This is a genomic window from Telmatobacter sp. DSM 110680 (assembly GCF_039994875.1).
Classification (GTDB): domain Bacteria; phylum Acidobacteriota; class Terriglobia; order Terriglobales; family Acidobacteriaceae; genus Telmatobacter.
The window spans coordinates 3,080,520-3,097,231 of sequence record NZ_CP121196.1 but is presented as its reverse complement, the minus strand read 5'-3'; the positions used below and the strand labels follow the sequence as shown (position 1 = coordinate 3,097,231).

The 16,712-nt window shown below is 57.7% G+C and carries 15 protein-coding genes and 1 other RNA gene; 10 read left to right on the top strand and 6 right to left on the bottom strand.

Annotation, left to right across the window (positions count from 1 at the left end; genetic code table 11):
* Window positions 1-71: 71 nt before the first annotated feature.
* Together topA and dprA are read right to left on the bottom strand one after the other, a co-directional pair.
* On the bottom strand, window positions 72-2,963 hold the full coding sequence (gene topA / locus P8935_RS12745) for a type I DNA topoisomerase (RefSeq protein WP_348260671.1): 2,892 nt from the start codon (window positions 2,961-2,963) through the stop codon (window positions 72-74).
* A gap of 306 nt (window positions 2,964-3,269) precedes the next feature.
* Window positions 3,270-4,412 (bottom strand): DNA-processing protein DprA, encoded by a 1,143-nt coding sequence (gene dprA, locus P8935_RS12740; RefSeq protein ID WP_348260670.1) that lies wholly within the window; start codon window positions 4,410-4,412, stop codon window positions 3,270-3,272.
* A gap of 229 nt (window positions 4,413-4,641) precedes the next feature.
* Here dprA and P8935_RS12735 point away from each other — a divergent pair, with 229 nt between their 5' ends.
* A complete protein-coding gene (locus P8935_RS12735; protein ID WP_348260669.1) occupies window positions 4,642-5,508 on the top strand; it encodes a menaquinone biosynthesis protein in 867 nt (288 codons plus the stop codon).
* Between the two features lie 85 nt (window positions 5,509-5,593).
* Here P8935_RS12735 and P8935_RS12730 read toward each other — a convergent pair whose 3' ends face one another.
* Window positions 5,594-6,610, bottom strand: coding sequence for a beta-ketoacyl-ACP synthase III (locus P8935_RS12730; RefSeq protein ID WP_348260668.1), 1,017 nt, complete (start codon window positions 6,608-6,610; stop codon window positions 5,594-5,596).
* Window positions 6,611-6,745: 135 nt separating this feature from the next.
* An RNA gene (ffs, locus tag P8935_RS12725) (signal recognition particle sRNA small type) lies at window positions 6,746-6,843 on the bottom strand.
* A gap of 123 nt (window positions 6,844-6,966) precedes the next feature.
* On the opposite strand from ffs, the gene P8935_RS12720 reads away from it, so the two are divergent.
* The 8 genes from P8935_RS12720 (at window position 6,967) to P8935_RS12685 (ending at window position 14,489) form a co-directional block, all read left to right on the top strand.
* Window positions 6,967-7,812, top strand: a complete 846-nt coding sequence (locus P8935_RS12720) for a tetratricopeptide repeat protein (protein ID WP_348260667.1) — start codon at window positions 6,967-6,969, stop codon at window positions 7,810-7,812.
* An 18-nt stretch (window positions 7,813-7,830) separates the two neighbouring features.
* Window positions 7,831-9,354: a 30S ribosomal protein S12 methylthiotransferase RimO gene (gene rimO, locus P8935_RS12715; protein WP_348260666.1), complete on the top strand. Its 1,524-nt coding sequence runs from the start codon at window positions 7,831-7,833 to the stop codon at window positions 9,352-9,354.
* A gap of 123 nt (window positions 9,355-9,477) precedes the next feature.
* A complete protein-coding gene (gene yacG, locus P8935_RS12710) occupies window positions 9,478-9,705 on the top strand; it encodes a DNA gyrase inhibitor YacG (protein WP_348260665.1) in 228 nt (75 codons plus the stop codon).
* Entirely contained in the window at window positions 9,695-10,213 is a 519-nt protein-coding gene (locus tag P8935_RS12705; RefSeq protein WP_348260664.1) for a phosphatidylglycerophosphatase A, read from the top strand. The genes yacG and P8935_RS12705 overlap by 11 nt, the downstream gene beginning before the upstream one ends.
* A gap of 8 nt (window positions 10,214-10,221) precedes the next feature.
* Window positions 10,222-11,274 carry a gluconolaconase gene (locus P8935_RS12700; protein WP_348260663.1) on the top strand — a complete coding sequence of 351 codons (1,053 nt, stop codon included), beginning with the start codon at window positions 10,222-10,224 and terminating at the stop codon, window positions 11,272-11,274.
* 105 nt (window positions 11,275-11,379) lie between these two features.
* Entirely contained in the window at window positions 11,380-12,624 is a 1,245-nt protein-coding gene (locus P8935_RS12695) for a competence/damage-inducible protein A (RefSeq protein ID WP_348260662.1), read from the top strand.
* Between the two features lie 135 nt (window positions 12,625-12,759).
* The gene (locus P8935_RS12690; RefSeq protein ID WP_348260661.1) at window positions 12,760-13,707 is read left to right on the top strand and encodes a catalase family peroxidase; all 948 of its coding nucleotides are present in this window, start codon (window positions 12,760-12,762) and stop codon (window positions 13,705-13,707) included.
* 113 nt (window positions 13,708-13,820) lie between these two features.
* Complete coding sequence (locus P8935_RS12685) at window positions 13,821-14,489, top strand: hypothetical protein (RefSeq protein WP_348260660.1); 669 nt, start codon at window positions 13,821-13,823, stop codon at window positions 14,487-14,489.
* Window positions 14,490-14,563: 74 nt separating this feature from the next.
* Here the strand turns inward: P8935_RS12685 and P8935_RS12680 are convergent, their stop codons facing one another.
* Both P8935_RS12680 and P8935_RS12675 read right to left on the bottom strand, forming a co-directional pair.
* Entirely contained in the window at window positions 14,564-14,893 is a 330-nt protein-coding gene (locus tag P8935_RS12680; protein ID WP_348260659.1) for a GYD domain-containing protein, read from the bottom strand.
* Window positions 14,894-14,982: 89 nt separating this feature from the next.
* The gene (locus P8935_RS12675; RefSeq protein ID WP_348260658.1) at window positions 14,983-15,948 is read right to left on the bottom strand and encodes a YafY family protein; all 966 of its coding nucleotides are present in this window, start codon (window positions 15,946-15,948) and stop codon (window positions 14,983-14,985) included.
* 105 nt (window positions 15,949-16,053) lie between these two features.
* Between P8935_RS12675 and P8935_RS12670 the strand changes: the two genes are divergently transcribed.
* Window positions 16,054-16,677 (top strand): DJ-1/PfpI family protein, encoded by a 624-nt coding sequence (locus tag P8935_RS12670; protein WP_348260657.1) that lies wholly within the window; start codon window positions 16,054-16,056, stop codon window positions 16,675-16,677.
* Window positions 16,678-16,712: the final 35 nt, after the last annotated feature.

Sequence of the window (16,712 nt, the reverse complement as noted above, 5' to 3'; positions counted from 1 at the left end):
GCGGTTCAGGTGGGTGAAGTGACGCGCACAGATTAGCGCGTCACCATCGTGGGAGACAAATTGCGGGTGGATCAGGCGGACTGCAGTTCCTTCTTAGCCTCAGGCCTTTCCGCAATCGGACCATGTGTCTCGGCTGTTGGCGGAGGCGGGGCGTCGCCAATGCGTTTTGAGTAGTGGCAGACAATTGCTGCACCCGGCTCAGGCTGTGCCGATTTCTTCCCGCCCTTCTTCGGCTTGGCCTCTTCTTCAGGACTCTTCTTCTTGTTGGGACATTCCAGGAAAATACCGTTTTTGAGCGTCTTCTCCACGAGGTACGGGCTTCCGCATTCCGGGCATTTTGTCGGGACAGGCTTGTAGTTCGAAGTGAAGTCGCACTTGGGATAGTTGGTGCAGCCCCAGAAGATGTTGCCGCGGCGCGCCTTGCGCTCGGCGATATCGCCCACCCCGCACTTCGGGCACTTCATCCCTTCGATCAGATTCTGCTTCACGTATTTACACGACGGATATCCGGAGCACGAAACGAATTCCCCGTAGGCTCCCTGTCTCAAAACCAGCGGCCGACCGCAAACCGGGCAGGCCTCTCCTGTCGGCTCCGGTGGTTTCTGCTGCTGCTTCTGGCTCAGCTTACGAATTGTCTTGCAAGGCGGATCTTCGTTGTACCCGGGACAGCTCATGAAAGGACCGAAGGGGCCGCGCCGCAACACCATCACGCGTCCACAGTTCTCGCAATACTCCTCGGCATCCCCAGCTTCCTGCGCCTCGGGAGTATTCATGTCCGGCTTGTCTGCAATGTTTTCTTTTGTAAAATCGCAACTCACTTGCTCGACAAAAACCTTCTTGCCCTTGGCCGCCGACTCATCCACAGCCTCTGCAACTGCGGCCGTCAGTTCCTTCACATCGGCAACTTCCTTCGAATACACCGACGCATCCTCAACCGTCGCCTGCACCGTCATTGGAAAATGCAGCGCTTTTGTGATCTTCTTGATGACCGCCTTAGAGTCCTTCTTCCACGGGCCCATCGCCACCGTCACCGGCTTTTTCCGGGTGAAGTTCGAACATGCGAAGAAGCTGCCGAACTTGCCCCACTTCACAACCAGCGGGCTTCCGCACTTCTCGCACTTTTCATCGGTCGGCCTCTCCATGCGCTTGATGTCGCGCATAGTCTTACCCGCGTCTTTCAACTCGTCTTCGAAGTGGTCATAGAACCCGTTCAACAGGTCGGTCCACTTCTCTTTGCCTTCTTCGATATCGTCCAGCTCTTCTTCCAGCTTCGCCGTGTACGTGGTGTCGAAGATGTACGGAAAGCTCTCCACAAGCAGGTCGCAAACCACCACGCCTATCTCGGTGGGGTAAAAACGTCCCCGCGAACCGCCGTGCTTCACCACGTATTCGCGATCCTGAATGGTATTGATGATCGACGCATACGTCGACGGACGCCCGATGCCCCGCTCTTCCAGTTCCTTCACCAGAGAAGCTTCGTTGTATCGTGGCGGCGGCTCCGTATAGTGCTCTTCCGGAAACAGCTTGTCGAGATCAAGATTCTTGACGTTATCGAGGCTTGGCAATTTGTTTGCCAGCGCGTTCTCTTCGTCGTCTGCCTTCTTCTCTTCCGAAACCTCGTACACCTTAAGGAAACCGTCGAACCGCAGAACCGATCCGCTGAGTCGGAACTCATATGTCTTGTGATCTACGGAGGATTTCGCTTCGACCTTCGCGGTAGTGATGTCATAGACCGCAGGCACCATCTGCGAAGCAATGAACCGTTTCCAGATCAACGTGTAAAGCTTCAGTTGCTCGTCGCTCAGATACTTTGCAATCGACTCCGGCGTACGCGAAGCATCTGTAGGACGAATCGCCTCGTGCGCATCCTGCGCATCCTTCTTGCCCTTGTACACGTTCGACGATTCAGGCAAATACTGCTTGCCCAAAACCTTGCCGATCCATGCACGAGCGCCTTCGATAGCGTCAGGAGAAACACGCGGCGAATCGGTACGCATGTAGGTGATCAGACCGGTTGTACCCTCGTCGCCAATATCCATGCCTTCATACAGCCGCTGCGCCACGCCCATCGTGCGGCGCACGTTAAAGCCCAGTTTGCTGGCAGCATCGCGTTGCAGCTGGCTGGTAATAAATGGAGCCAGCGGCCGGCGTCGTTGCTCGCGATATTCCACCAATGCAAGCGTCCATGCCGCCTTTTCAAGCGCGCCCAGGGCAGCGTCCATCGACTTTTTGTCGGGGAGCGCTCCCGCTATGAACTGATCCTTGCCTTCTTTGTCCGTCCCATTCGCCACGCGAGCCGGTTCGCCGTCGATGCCGACGAACTTCGCTTTGAAACTCTTATCGGCCTGCCCCTCCGGATGTAGCTGCGCTTCAAGCGTCCAATATTCAACCGGTTTGAATCCCGCGATTTCCCGTTCGCGTTCCACAATCAGCCGCACTGCAACCGTCTGCACGCGACCCGCAGAAAGTCCGCGTCGAACCTTATCCCAGAGAAGCGGTGAAATTTGATAACCGACCAGCCGATCAAGCACGCGGCGAGTCTGCTGCGCATCAACCAGATTCGCGTCAATGTCACGGGCATGCTTGAATGCTTCCTGCACAGCCTTTTTGGTGATCTCATTAAAGGTTACGCGGCGAATCTTGCTTCGCTCTTTGGCGCTTGTGCCGAGCTGAATGGCAAGATGCGCAGCGATTGCTTCGCCTTCGCGGTCAGGGTCAGGCGCCAGAAAGATTTCGTCGGCCTTCAGGCCCGCCTTCTTTAATTGATCGACAATCTTTTCCTTGCCGGGAGAGACCACCAGCTCGGGTATAAACGTGCGATTCTTCAGCTCCACGCCAATGTCATTCTTGGGCAGATCCATGATGTGCCCGATCGACGCGCGGACCTCAAAGCCCTTGCCTAAATATTTTTCGATCGTCTTTGCCTTTGCAGGGGATTCGACGATCACTAGTGATTTGCTCATTGCCATCCTTGATTCCGTACTACTGTACTCCATCCGGGCTGTTGGACTCGGATTGAAGTCTTTCTGTTGTGCGTGCGTGAGTAGAAAAATCTTCGCAGGCAAATTGCCAGATGGCAGACTCGCCTGACTTTCCCACTAATAATGGGCCGCAAGATTTGCAAGCTAACACGGAAGGCGTCTTTGTTTCCACTCCCGATCGACTTTTCCTGGCCTTGTAGCGCTCGCCTGGTGACGTGCAAGCTTTCTGAAATGTGCGGCTCATCGCATCTTGTGCCATCTCGAAAAATTTTGCAGAACATGCCGCACTCACAGGGTGCGCATGTAATTCTTTCCGGGAAGAGAACGTATCCGGCCGCTCATCTCAAGCTCAAAGAGAGCCGTAAATACTTCGGATGAAGTCAGTTGTGTCTCAAGCTTTTCGAGAAGTTCATCGATCTGCAAAGACTCGTCAGTGCGCAACGCCAGCAGCACAATCGTCTCTTCGGGCCGCAGCATCGGGTCCGGCAGGAGAGATGCGACAGCCTCCGGTTTCGATTCAACCCCAGCCTCCTGCTCCAGTTGCAGCCGAACCTGGGAGGGCAGATCTTCCCACACGTCTTCCCAGCTGGCCACCAGCTTGGCACCCTGTTTTATCAGTGTGTTAGGCGTCCAGGAGTTCTTGTTTGTCACGTTTCCCGGAACGGCATAAATGTCGCGGTCCTGCTCCGCCGCGCAACGTGCTGTAACACGCGTGCCGGAGTTCTCGCTGGCCTCCACCACCAGCACGCCGATGCTCAACCCGCTGATGATGCGGTTGCGTCGCGGAAAGTTCTGCGGTGCCGGGAATGTCCCCATCGGCATTTCACTCACAATGGTGCCGCCGGTGGAGAGAATATCGTCGGCCAGCTTTTTGTTCTCTTTGGGATAAACGACATCAACGCCTGTTCCCCAGACGGCAATCGTTGGCGTGCGAGCCACCAGTGCGCCCTTATGTGCGCAGGTATCGATTCCGCGAGCCATCCCGCTGACGATCGTGAGGCGATGTGCGGCCAGGTCGCGCGACAACATCTCCGCAACACCCGTGCCATAGGGAGAGGGATGACGGGTGCCCACAACCCCGATCGACGGCCGCGAGAGAAGCCCGATGTCTCCACGAACCCACAACACCGGCGGAGGATCGTAAATCTCTTTCAGCCGTTCGGGGTAATTCGAACACCAAGACGTGAGAATTGTGGCACCACACTGAATGATCTTTCCCCACTCCTCATCAGCTGCGCGCCTTGCTTTGCCGTCAAAGATGAACTGAGCGGCATCCGCTGGCAAGCGGAGGCCCTCAAGTTCTGTAAGGGTCAGTTCAAAAATCTGCCCGGGGATTCGCAGTTGCGCGACCGCGTCAAGGACTCGTTTCGGCCCAAGATTTGGGGTGAGTGTAAGCGCCAGCATACCTAATCGATTTTCATCGATTTGCATTCTGGAATCGTCTGCGGTTGGCCCTGTAGTTAGATCTTTCAATATCGGCACTCGTGTATGCGCCCGTGCGTCGACACGCGAGCGACTTTCCTTCGAAGTAAGCTAATCAGGCTATTGAGTGATTGATCTGACATCATGGTGATAAGAAATGGAAATCAAGCTGCCGGGTGTGACGGCGAACACGCATCTTGGGAATCCCTAAGCGCGGATTGATAATCTAAAGAATAGAGTGAATTCAACTTTGCATCGCCGGCTTCGTGTTGCTGCCATCCGGTTTTTAAATCCCGCCCCGCTGATGTGGGACTTCGAGCACCCACCCTTGAACGCAGAACTCGCCCAGCGCTATGACATCCAGTGGATGCTCCCCGCGCAGTGTGCCGACGAGTTGGCAAATGGCACTGCGGACATAGGCCTGGTGCCAATCGCTGCGCTCGCGACCACACCCAGCCTCCGCATTCTGCCCGGTTGCACCATTGCCTCGAAAGACAAAGTCCGATCACTTCTGCTGGTTCGGCGTGCAACTCAGCCACTGGCAGATCTGCGGAGCGTCGCCGCCGACACGGCCAGCCGCACAACGATCGCCTACTCGCGAATCCTCTTCCACAAATGGAGAAATCCTGACGTTCCATTTCTTCCCATGACTGCCGACCTTGATGCAATGCTGGATCGCGCCGATGCTGCAATCCTGATCGGCGATCCGGCCCTGATGGCCTTGGAAGAGCGCGCGAACAGATTCGAGCGTACAGGCGAAGAACTGGTCTACCACGACTTGGCCCACGAATGGAAAAATCTGACTGGACTTCCTTTTGTCTCCGCAGTCTGGGCGACCACGCCGGGCAGCCCCTTGAGCGAGCGCGTTGCTGAGGATTTCATCCACTCCCGCGACCACGGCCTGGAGAACATTGATGCACTGGTGAAACAGTGGTCCAGTCAGTTGCCCCTATCCGAAGGAACAATCCGCACCTATCTCACCACCAACATTCACTATGTGCTGGATGAAGAATGCATAGAAGGCATGCGAGGATTCTTCCGAATGGCAGCAGAGACATGCGTATTGCCGGGGTACGATCTTCCCGCAATTTCGCTCAATGTTTAGCAGAGGGCAAATTCCGGGAAGACTCGAAATCCTCAGTCGGCAAGAAAACAGCTAAGAGCTGGAAGCTAATAGCTGAAAGCTGTTCTCAGATCTCCCAGCGAAGAAGCGCCGTCCCCACCGTAAACCCGGCTCCAACCGCGGCGATAAGCACCAGGTCGCCTTTCTTCAGCTTCCCTTCCTCGACAGCCGTCTCCATAGCCAGCGGAATCGTTCCCGCCGAGGTGTTGCCGTACTTCTCGATATTGATAATCACGCGATCAGCGGGCATGCCCAGACGATCAGCAGTTGAAGTAATAATGCGCTTGTTGGCCTGGTGCGGGATGAAACAACCGAGATCAGCTCCGGTCACTCCGTTGCGCTCCAGCAGCTTCGTAGTGGCTTCAGCCATCTTGCGAACTGCGAACTTGTAAACCGCCTGCCCGTCCTGATGGATGAAGTGCATCTTCTTGTCGATCGTCTCGTGCGTCGACGGATTCAGGCTGCCGCCGGCTGGCAGATTCAGCGACACTCCCCCCGAACCATCGATCTCATGCACAAAATCGATCATGCCGATTTCGCCTTCTTCCGCAGGCTCAATCAATACAGCCCCGCCACCATCGCCAAACAGCACGCATGTAGCGCGATCCGTGTAGTCGGTCATGCGAGTGTTGGCATCGGCGCCGCACACCAGGACCTTGGACTGAGCGCCGCTCTCAACCAGCTTGACTCCGGCCTGCAGTGCGAATACGAATCCCGAGCACCCGGCTGAGACGTCGAATCCCCAAGCGCCCTTGGCCCCAATCTTGTCCTGCACCAGGCATGCGGTCGACGGAAACATCATGTCCGGCGTCACAGTGCCCACAATGATCACTTCCACTTCGCTGGGCTCGATGCCGCGCGCAGCCAGGCACTTCTTCGCCGCCTCAACGCAAATATCGCTTACGCCTTTGCCGGCGGCGAGCACATGGCGTTCCTTGATGCCGGTACGTTCCACGATCCACTGATCGTTGGTGTCCACCATTTTTTCAAGGTCTTTGTTGGTTAGAACTTGAGGAGGTACGTAAGTTCCAAGGGCGCTTATCTTGGCGCGCCTGCCCACCACGGGACGCACGGCGAGGCTCAATGCTTTTCTCCTTGCGGCGCCAACCATGGCGTTCCGCTGGCAACAAACCATCTTGCGGCGGCGAGATTCTCTAAAGTCAACCCCGGCGCCTCTCACAAAAACGCCGTCAGGCAATCATTGCCCGCGGCGCCAAAAAAGTACCGGGTGACCTACTGCGCCCGTACTAGCCCGTTACCGTTGCTTCCTTCCGGACCTGGCGGGTTTGGCGGGATTACGTCGCGTAGGACCCGGCACTGATAGATTTTATCATCCGGCACTGGCCACCGGCTCCCATCCGCGACCTGATTTCCCGGCACTTCTAAAGTTCTTTGCGTATACTTTCGCTGCTGCTTCCACCCCACATTCTGAGGTGCCGAATGAGGACGCTCGTTCTGTCCGCAATTCTGCTTTCAACCATCTGGGTTGCTCGGACCCAGGAGCCCGTACCCGCCGGCAAGAAAGATCCCGAAGCCCTCAACGCAACGATCGTGGCGGCCCGAAAAGCCACCGCCGAAAGACGATTCGCCGATTCCGAAGCAATGATGGCAAAGGTTACAGCGGACAACCCCAAACTCATATTGCCCTGGGTTGAACTGGGACTCGCGCAACTCGGCCTGAAGAAGTATCCAGAAGCTGAAAACAGCTTCAAGATGGCCCTTGGCGTCGATCCCGCTTCGAATGAACGAGCCCACTCGCAGGACTTCTACCAAAGCAGCGACAAGCGGGATGCGGTCGCGCCTACTGCCACTCGCAACACGCGCAACACTGTCGGCGGCGAAGTCAACAACGCACAGAGCCGCACCCCCGATATCAAAGGCGTTTCATGGGCGAGTCTCGGAGAGATCTACGTCCACGAAGGCAAGCTCAAAGACGCGCTAGAAGCCTTCGACAACGCCGCTGCTTCGTTCCCGGTGCAGGCCGCGCAATACCGCCGCAACGAGACAATCTCCTTCTTCCAGGTGGGTAACTCCGACGCGCAACTCGCCGCCGCGGAGAAGGCCATCGCTCTCGATCCGAGCCGGGCCGCTATGTACTACTTCAAGGGCCAGGCTCTCGTTTCAAAAGCCACCGTCGATCCCAAGACCCAGCAGATGGTATTGCCGCCCGGATGTGCCGATGCCTACCAGAAATACCTTGAACTGGACCCAAATGGCCCGTATTCAGCAGATGCCAAAGGCGTACTTGCCGGAGCGGGGATCCCCGTCAAAGCAGGAAAAAAGTGAACTTGATAGAATGAAGATGTGAGCAAATCTTCCCTTCCCACGGCTCCCTCCGTGGGATTTATTTCGTTAGGCTGCCCCAAGAATCTTGTCGACTCCGAAGTCATGATGGGGTTGCTGGATCGCGGCGGCGCGCGCCTGACAGCACGTCCCGAAGACGCGGAGATTCTCGTCGTTAATACCTGCAGTTTCATCGACACCGCCAAGCAGGAATCGGTCGACACCATCCTTGAAATGGCCCGCTTGAAAACCTCCGGCTCGGCCAAAAAACTAATCGTTGCCGGTTGCCTAGTTGAGCGCTACCGCGACGAGATCATCAAAAACATTCCCGAAGTCGATGCGGTAGTTGGCACCGGCGAGCTCGAATCGATTCTTCAAGCCGCCGGTATCGCACCGCAACAAACTGCGATACCCTCGCCCTTCAACATCATCAGCGGAAGCGGCCACGCAGAAATTCGCGAAGGCCGCGAAGCGGGCGCCGGCACCCATAAGACAGAGTTCCGTCCTGAAGGCGATCTGCGCGAAAAGCAAGGCCGCTTCAGCCGTGAAGACTGGCAAGGCGCAGCGCACATACTGCCCACGTATCTCTACAACGAAAACACTCCCCGCTACATCTCCACTGGCCGCACCTCCGCCTACATCAAGATCGCCGAAGGCTGCGATCATCCCTGCACCTTCTGCGTAATTCCCAACCTCCGAGGCAAGTTCCGTTCGCGCCGCTTCGAATCCGTCGTCGCCGAAGCCCAGCAACTCGTCGCCAGCGGCGTTCAGGAGATCACCCTCATCGGCCAGGACACCACCTGCTACGGCGAAGACCTCGGCTTGAAAGACGGCCTCGCGCTCCTCCTCGATGCGCTGGCCAAGATCGACGGCGTCCGCTGGTTGCGCTTCCTTTACGCCTACCCGAATCGCATCACCGGCAAGTTGCTCGAAACCATGGCGAAGCACGACAACATCTGCAAGTATCTCGACGTTCCTCTCCAACACGCCTCGCCCGACGTACTCAAGCGCATGAAGCGCGGCGCTGGCGCCGACATCTTCCTCAAGACACTGGAAAAAGTGCGCTCCGCCGTTCCCGGCATCGCCTTGCGCACCTCGTTCATCGTCGGCTTCCCCGGTGAGTCCTCCGCAGACTACGAAGTTCTGGAGCAATTCATCAGCGATGCAAAGTTCGACTGGCTCGGCGTCTTCAACTACTCCGATGAGGAAGGTTCGAAAGCCCACGCTCTCGACGCCAAGCTGCCCAAGCGCACCATCGAATCCCGCAAGCGCAAGCTGATGAAGTTGCAGCAGAAGATTTCCAAGCGTGCCAAGCAGCAGTGGGTCGGGCGCGAACTCGTAATCCTCGCAGAAGGCGAAAGCGAAGAAACCTCCATGCTTTGGGAAGGCCGCACCCAGTTCCACGCTCCGGAGATTGACGGCAAAGTCTACATCAACGACTTCGGTGACCTCGATGAACTCCAAGCTGGCAAGTTCTATCGCGCCCAGATCACTGAAGCGCACGACTACGACCTGGTTGCCCGCGTAGTTTTCGGACCTCTGTAAGCTAAACCTCAATCTTCGATAGAGTTTTGCATCGCGCTGCGTCGCCCTGCTGCTGCCGTCAAACTGCAAGCATCGATCCGCAGCGTTACGATATCCAATGAAGCTGAAAACACAAAAATAGCCATGGCCCCCAAGAAAAAATCCGCAAAGCTCCTGCATTGCCCCACCTGCGGCATGCTCGTCACCGCCAAAGACGAAGACTTCCCTTTCTGCAGCGACCGCTGCCGCAAGATCGATCTCGGTAAGTGGGCCATGGGCGTCTACAAGATCAGTTCGCCCGTCCTTGATCCTGAAGTTCTTGAGGACCTGGGCGAAGTCGGCCGCCAGCGCAGGAAACAGGATGACGAATAGTCCGACGCCCGACTCCCCTCCGCCCGAGGATCAGCGCAAAACCCCGTGGGCGTGGACAGTAGCTACGTTCTTCGGCGCTGGTCTCGGCAAACCCGGCCCCGGCACCTGGGGATCGGTGGCAGCAGTACTTCTATGGGGTGCCATCGCCTGGTTATTTCATCCCACCCCCAACGGACTTTTGCTGGTGGTGTTGATCGGCGTCGCCATATCCATCGCTGCCGGCGTACCAGCCGCAACCATCGCCGCGCGCGAAAGCGGCCGACACGACCCCCAGTTCGTAGTCGTCGATGAAGTAGCTGGCCAATGGATCGCTTTGCTCGGCAGCTCAGCCACCTTCAAGCATGGCCTCATTGCCCTCATCCTCTTTCGCTTGTTCGATATCACCAAACCCTTTCCCGCACGCCAGTTAGAAAAATTGCCCGAAGGTTGGGGCATCGTCTTCGATGACGTGGCAGCCGGGCTGTATGCTTTGGGAGTAGCTTCGCTCCTGCGTCTTTGGATTCATTGAGAATGGATATGCCGCGAACCCGCATCCAATCTGCACGAGAAGAGATGACGCCCGAACCGCGCATTGACGAAATTGTGCCTTCCGCAGCGCTGCCAAAGGGCGAGGTGGAGTTGGTCGGCGCGAACCTTGGTCCCAATCCTTATGGCCCGCCGGTAGTTGTCGTGGGTATGAATTCAGCACAGGTCCTCATGAGCCGGCCCCAGCGCGTCGCCTTCCGCATTCCCGAAAATGCCACTTCAGGGCTTGTCGAGGTCCGCACGCCAGCTGGAGTCAGCAACGCCACTCCCATCCACATCGCCAGGGAGCTATCCAGCGGTCTGCACCCGGTCACAAACCCCGCCGTAAGCCGCTCGGGGATGATCTACGCCACCATCTCCGGTCAGCGCGGAAAACAAACTCCCGTTTCCGTAGTGCGCGTAAGCCCCGATGGACGCGGCACGCCCTTCGCCTCAGGAATCCTCAACGCAACCGGCCTGGCTTTCAGTCCTGAAGGCGATTTGTTCGTGACCTCCCGTGCCGAAGGCAACGTCTACCGCATCGACGGCGCCGGCGAGTCCACTCTTTACGCTGAAGGTATGGGCGTAGCCACAGGCGCCGCATTCGACGGTAAAGGCAATCTCTTCGTTGGCGATCGCAGTGGAACGATCTTCAAAATAGACTCTCAACGCAAAATCTTCGTCTACGCCACTCTCGAACCGAGCGTCTCGGCCTATCACCTCGCGGTCGATACCGAGGGAACGCTCTTCGTAACCGGACCTACGCTCTCATCCAACGACGCCATCTTCGCCATCAATACTCATGGAGAGGCGCGCGCCTGGTATCGCGGCCTCGGTCGTCCTCAGGGCCTCGCAATCGCCAAAAATGGCGACATCTACGTAACCGCAAGCCTTCACGGACGCCGCGGTCTCGTCCGCGTCACGTCCGATGGTCACGCCAGCATCGTTGTGGCCGGAATCAACCTCGTTGGCGTTGCGTTCTCACCACTCGGCACTACTGTGGTCGCCGACAATGATGCAGTTTATGATTTGGACTTGGGAGTGGAAGGAATGAATGCCTTTTAGCTCTCGTCACTCGTTGCGCATGTGTCGACGCGTGATAATTGAAATCTTCGTTTCATCTTTGACCCCATTTGAAAAGCAAAAGCCCAGGAGCTAGAAGCTGCTTCCATGAAATCTGAAATCATTGCAGTCGGCTCCGAGATGCTCACGCCGTACCGCCAAGACACCAACTCCCTCTACTTGACTGAAAAGCTCAACGAAATTGGCGTCACCGTCTCCTTCAAAACCATCGTCGGCGACCGCAAGAAAGATCTGGTCGGCGTAATTCGTAACGCCCTCGGCCGCACTGACATCGTTATCATCATGGGCGGCCTCGGACCCACCGAAGATGACCTCACGCGCGAAGCCGTTGCCGAGACACTCTCTCTCAAACTAAAGCGTGATGCCCCACAGGTAGCCGCGCTGCACGCCCGCGCAGCTACGTGGCGCATCAGCATGCCTGAGAACAATCTGAAGCAGGCCGACCTGATCGAAGGCGCATCCTTCATCACCAATCCGAATGGCAGCGCTCCGGGACAGTGGCTCGAAACGCTCTACTCTGGATTTCGCAAGCTGATCATCCTCATCCCCGGCCCGCCTCATGAATGCCGTCCCATGTTCGACGACGAGTGCATGCCCCGGCTGCGGGAAGTTGTTCCGGTTCGTCATCTTGCCAAGCGCACGCTTAAAGCTGCAATGATTCCCGAGTCGCAGGCCGACAAACTCCTCGCCCCCATCTACACCACCTACACCGATGTCGAGACCACAATCCTCGCCCACGCCGGCGACATTCAACTCACCCTGCTCTGCAACAAGGCCAACGAAGACCTCGCCGAGCAGCGCGTGGAAGAACTCGCAACCAAACTTGAAGAAGCACTCGATGACTGGATGTACTCGGCCGAAGGCGAGTCGCTCGAACAGATCGTTCTCTACTACCTCGGCCTCCGCCAGGCCACTCTCGCGGTCGCGGAAAGCTGCACTGGGGGCTTGATCGCTCAGCGCATCACCTCGGTAGCCGGCAGCTCCCGCTCCTTCCTCGGCGGCGTGGTTGTTTATTCCAATGAATTGAAGACCGCATTCGCCGACGTGCCCCCGCAGATGATCGAGCAGTACGGTGCCGTCTCGTCGGAAGTGGCCAAAGCGCTTGCCGAAGGCATCCGCAAGCGCACCGGCGCAACCCTGGGACTGGGAGTCACCGGAGTAGCTGGCCCCGGCGGAGCCACCGAAACCAAACCGGTAGGCCGCGTCTACATCGCCGTCAGTGACGACCAGCAGACAGACTCCTTCGAACGAAACTTCCGCGGCGACCGCAACCGCGTTCGCGAGTGGGCCAGCCAGTTGGGTCTCGATCTCATCCGCCGCAAGCTCATGTAGATTGCAGTCACAGCATCGGCTGCGTTTCTCCAGCCGCGCAAAATTAACGCACCCTTCCCCGGCAATAATTTATCTTCACTATCACGGCGTTGCTCCAAAGACCCGAAACCGGCAATGCCAATCGGAGACTTCCCCATGCCTCTGCCCAATGATGAAAAAGTCGTCGCTCTCGCCAACGACCTTCTTGCACAATTTCACAAGCTCTTCGGACCGCATCCCGGCTTCCGCCCCGCCCACGCCAAAGGCCTGATGCTGCACGGCACGTTCTATCCCGCTCCCGGCGCGACGTCCTTGACCAAAGCTCCGCATATCATCCGCAAGTCCACTCCAGTCACTGTCCGCTTCTCCAACTCGACGGGACTTCCCACTATCCCCGACAACGCGCCCGACGCCAACCCACGCGGCCTGGCCATTCGCTTCAATCTGGCCGAGCATGTCCACACCGACATCGTCAGCCACTCCACCGACGGCTTCCCCACGCGCGATGGCGCAGAATTTCTCGAATTCCTCAAAGCTGCAGGAGCAAGCGGCCCCGAAGTTCCCTCGCCCAAGCCCATCGAACGCTTTCTGGGCTCGCATCCCTCAGCCCTCAAGTTTGTGCAGACGCCCAAGCCCTTCCCGTCGAGTCTCGCGCGCGAAACCTACTTCGGTGTCACCGCATTTCGTTTCTCCAATGCACTGGGTGAAAGCAAATACGGCCGCTATCGCATCGTTCCCGAAGCCGGTAATGATTACCTCACCGACGACGCCGTCGCCCGTCTCCGCGCCGACTACCACTCCGAAGAGCTGGCGCATCGCGTCAGACAAAGCCCCATCCTCTTCAGAATTCTTGTTCAGATCGCCGCTTCTGGAGACGTAACCGACGACGCAACCATCCACTGGCCGGAAGACCGCGAACTCGTTGAACTCGGTACCCTCGAACTGACCAGCGTCATTGAAGACACTCTCGTGCAGCAGAAGCAGATCATCTTCGATCCCATCCCCCGCGTCGACGGAATCGAGCCATCTGCCGACCCGCTGCTTGAATTGCGCGCTGCCATCTACCTGTTGAGCGGACGCGAACGCCGCTCAGCCAAGGCCTGACCCATCGGCGAGGCCGTTATCAGCCTCGCCGTGTTGACTCAGTCGCGCGCGCTTTGAAAGACTCGCGCTATATGCGATATAGCGGCAGGGTTGAGTATGCGGACGCCCGCAAAATGCGTACCCGCAACAAGGGATATTACCGGGTGCTCCACTGGCCCATCTGGATCTGGGTCTTTTTCCTCGCACCGGGACCGCTGGTCTTCAGCCTCTTCGCCCACGGATTCAGCATGGCCAACGGAGCATGGCTCGCGCTCGTTTTAATCGGAACAGGAGTCGCCGGCATCAAGGGCCAGCTCCCCGGCGTCGAACCCGCGCCCTACATCCTGCGCTTCGATGAGGACCGCCCCAATCCTCTCTATCGCAAGGTCTGCTACACCTTCGCCTGGAACGCCGCAATCAACTTCGCGTCACTCAACCTCATCGGCCTCATCATCGCCGTCATCACCGGCGTATGGACCATGAAGCAGCTTTACCAGTACGTCTACTTCCCTCTCGCCATCTTGATCCTTCTGCTAGGCGCACTCGGCAAACTTCCCCGCGTCGGGAAATCGACGAAAAACGAAGGCATCGAGCGTCGCTATTTCTACGGGACAGTGTGGGCAGTTACGATCTCTCAAACAGTCCTCATGATCCTGTGGAAGACACTTCCGCTCACCCGCACAGGAAGCCTCATCAAACTCGCAATCTATGCGGGAATGCTCTTCGCCATAGGTGCGGCTGCGTACAACGGAGCACTGCCACGCACCCGCCCCATCCTGCCTGGCGAAGTCATGGTCGACTAGATTTCAGAACCTCAACAAATTGGCCGGCCATATTGAAATGTGCCGGCCACTCCATTCGCTGTTGAATCGCGGTTTTACTTTCCCGCAACCGGCTTGTAACCCGATCCAGCCGCCTTCTTCATCGCGGTAATGCCCTCTTCGATGGAGAGCAGTGGAGTCGTCTTCACCGCGCTGCACGAACCACCCGCGCTGATTGCCATCGCGAAGGCTGCTGCGCTCACGTTATCCGGCATCTCCACCAGCACAACCGTGTCGTAGTCGCCAAAGGTCAGCCACGCCTCCTTCAGCGAACCTCCAAGCTTTGCGACTGCCTTGCCGACAACCGACGCACGGTCATGCGGCTTTTTGATCATCGCCGCCATGGCTTCCGACGTATACGCAACCTGTACAAGATAACTGGGCATTTGCTTTTGCCTTTCATTCACATTGAATTGAGGATCCGGGGGACGATGAAGTATACATCCGGATCAATGCGACTCGTCTGCAGTATTCCTCAATCTCTTTTCGCGGTATCAGCCACTGCCCTCGCCTCGTCCTCCACCCACTGTCGCAGCGATTCAGGCTCGACAACGCGCACCGCCGACCCGAGCCCTAGAACAATGAAGCGCGCCTCCCGGTCATTGTCGAAATCAACTTGCAGCGTGACCCGTCCCTCCAGCGCCTTGCGCGCTCCGCTTCCCGGGGCAACCGGTTTAGCCACGCACCACGTCTGCACCCGTCTTGCAGCATCCTCTGTCAGCGAAAGAATCACCCGATAGCCTGCCCTCTTGCGATTTAGTTCCGCAGTCGACGACTTCCAGTGCTCCTCGAGATCGAACCGTGCCGGACGCTCAAATCCCACCGCCAGCACTGTCACCCTCTGCATTCGCGCCACCCGAAACGTCCTCATTCCATCCGCCGTCCGCGCTACCAGGTACCAGGTCAGTCCCTTCGACACCAGTCCCAGCGGATCAACCGTGCGCGCGGACTGCTCGCCGTCAGCGCGCGTGTAGTCAAACGACAACCTGCGATCGCGCGCCACTGCGTCCTGCACTGCCGCCAGCATCGACAGGTCCTCGCCCGTATCGCGCCAGCCCGTCGGATCCACGTGCAGGCGTTGCCGCAGATGTGCCGCCTGCGCCTTCATCGGCTCCGGCATCGCGGCCATCAATTTATTCAAAGCGCTCTGCGCCGCGGTTGTAAGCCGCGTATTCCCCAGCGTGCGAGGCTGTGCCATCAACAGCGCATTTAGTTCCGCCTCATTCAGTCCTGGGACATTCGTTCGCCAGCCCTTCTCAAGCTGCCAGCCACCCTGCGCCCCGCGAACCGCAGAGACTGGAATGCGCGAAGCACTCAGCGATTCAAGATCGCGATGAATCGTGCGCTGCGAAACCTCAAGCTGCTCGGCTAATTCCCGCTCGGTCACCTGCCCCCGTGCCTGCAGCAGAAGCAGCACCGACATCAACCGATCCGCCTTCATGCGACCTCAATCCCTTTCACAACATTTTCATCTTTTCAGATCATATATGACATCGATTGTCATATATTGCAAGCGATACTCATTTAGTCGATGGAGGTTGATGAGATGAGAGGTCGCGACGTTTACGTATTCGTCTTCGACGGAGTGGCAGACTGGGAGTCAGCGTTCGCCATCGCCGGAATCAATAATCCCCAATTCCAACGCGTGCCCGGCCGCTATCGCGTCGTAACCGTCGGATGCTCCATTCATCCCGTCACCACGATGGGCGGCATGCGCATCCTGCCCGATATATCTGTCGCTGAAATCGAAATCAATCGCGCAGCGATGCTCATTCTCCCCGGGGGCGGTCTCTGGACAGATGACAACTGTGCCCACATTCTCGATGTGGGCCGCCGCTTCCGCATCCGTGGCATCCCTGTGGCAGCCATCAGCGAAGCGACCCTTGCGCTGGCTCGCGCTGGCATGCTCGACGACTTCCACCACACCAGCAACAGCCGCGAATATCTTGCTGCAACCGGATATCACGGTGTTGCCTTCTACTGCGATGTTCCCGCCATCGCCGACGAGGGCCTGATTACCGCATCTGGATTTGCGTCCGTAGGATTCGCACGCGAAATCTTTCGCGAGCTCGGCCTCTACGCCCAGCCGTCGCTTGATGCCTGGTATGCGCTTCTGCGTTTTGGTGATGCCTCACGCTACTCCGACGTGCTCACATGTGCCAGCCGGTGACGAAATCTCACCATCTTCAGCCCCTCCGCGGACGA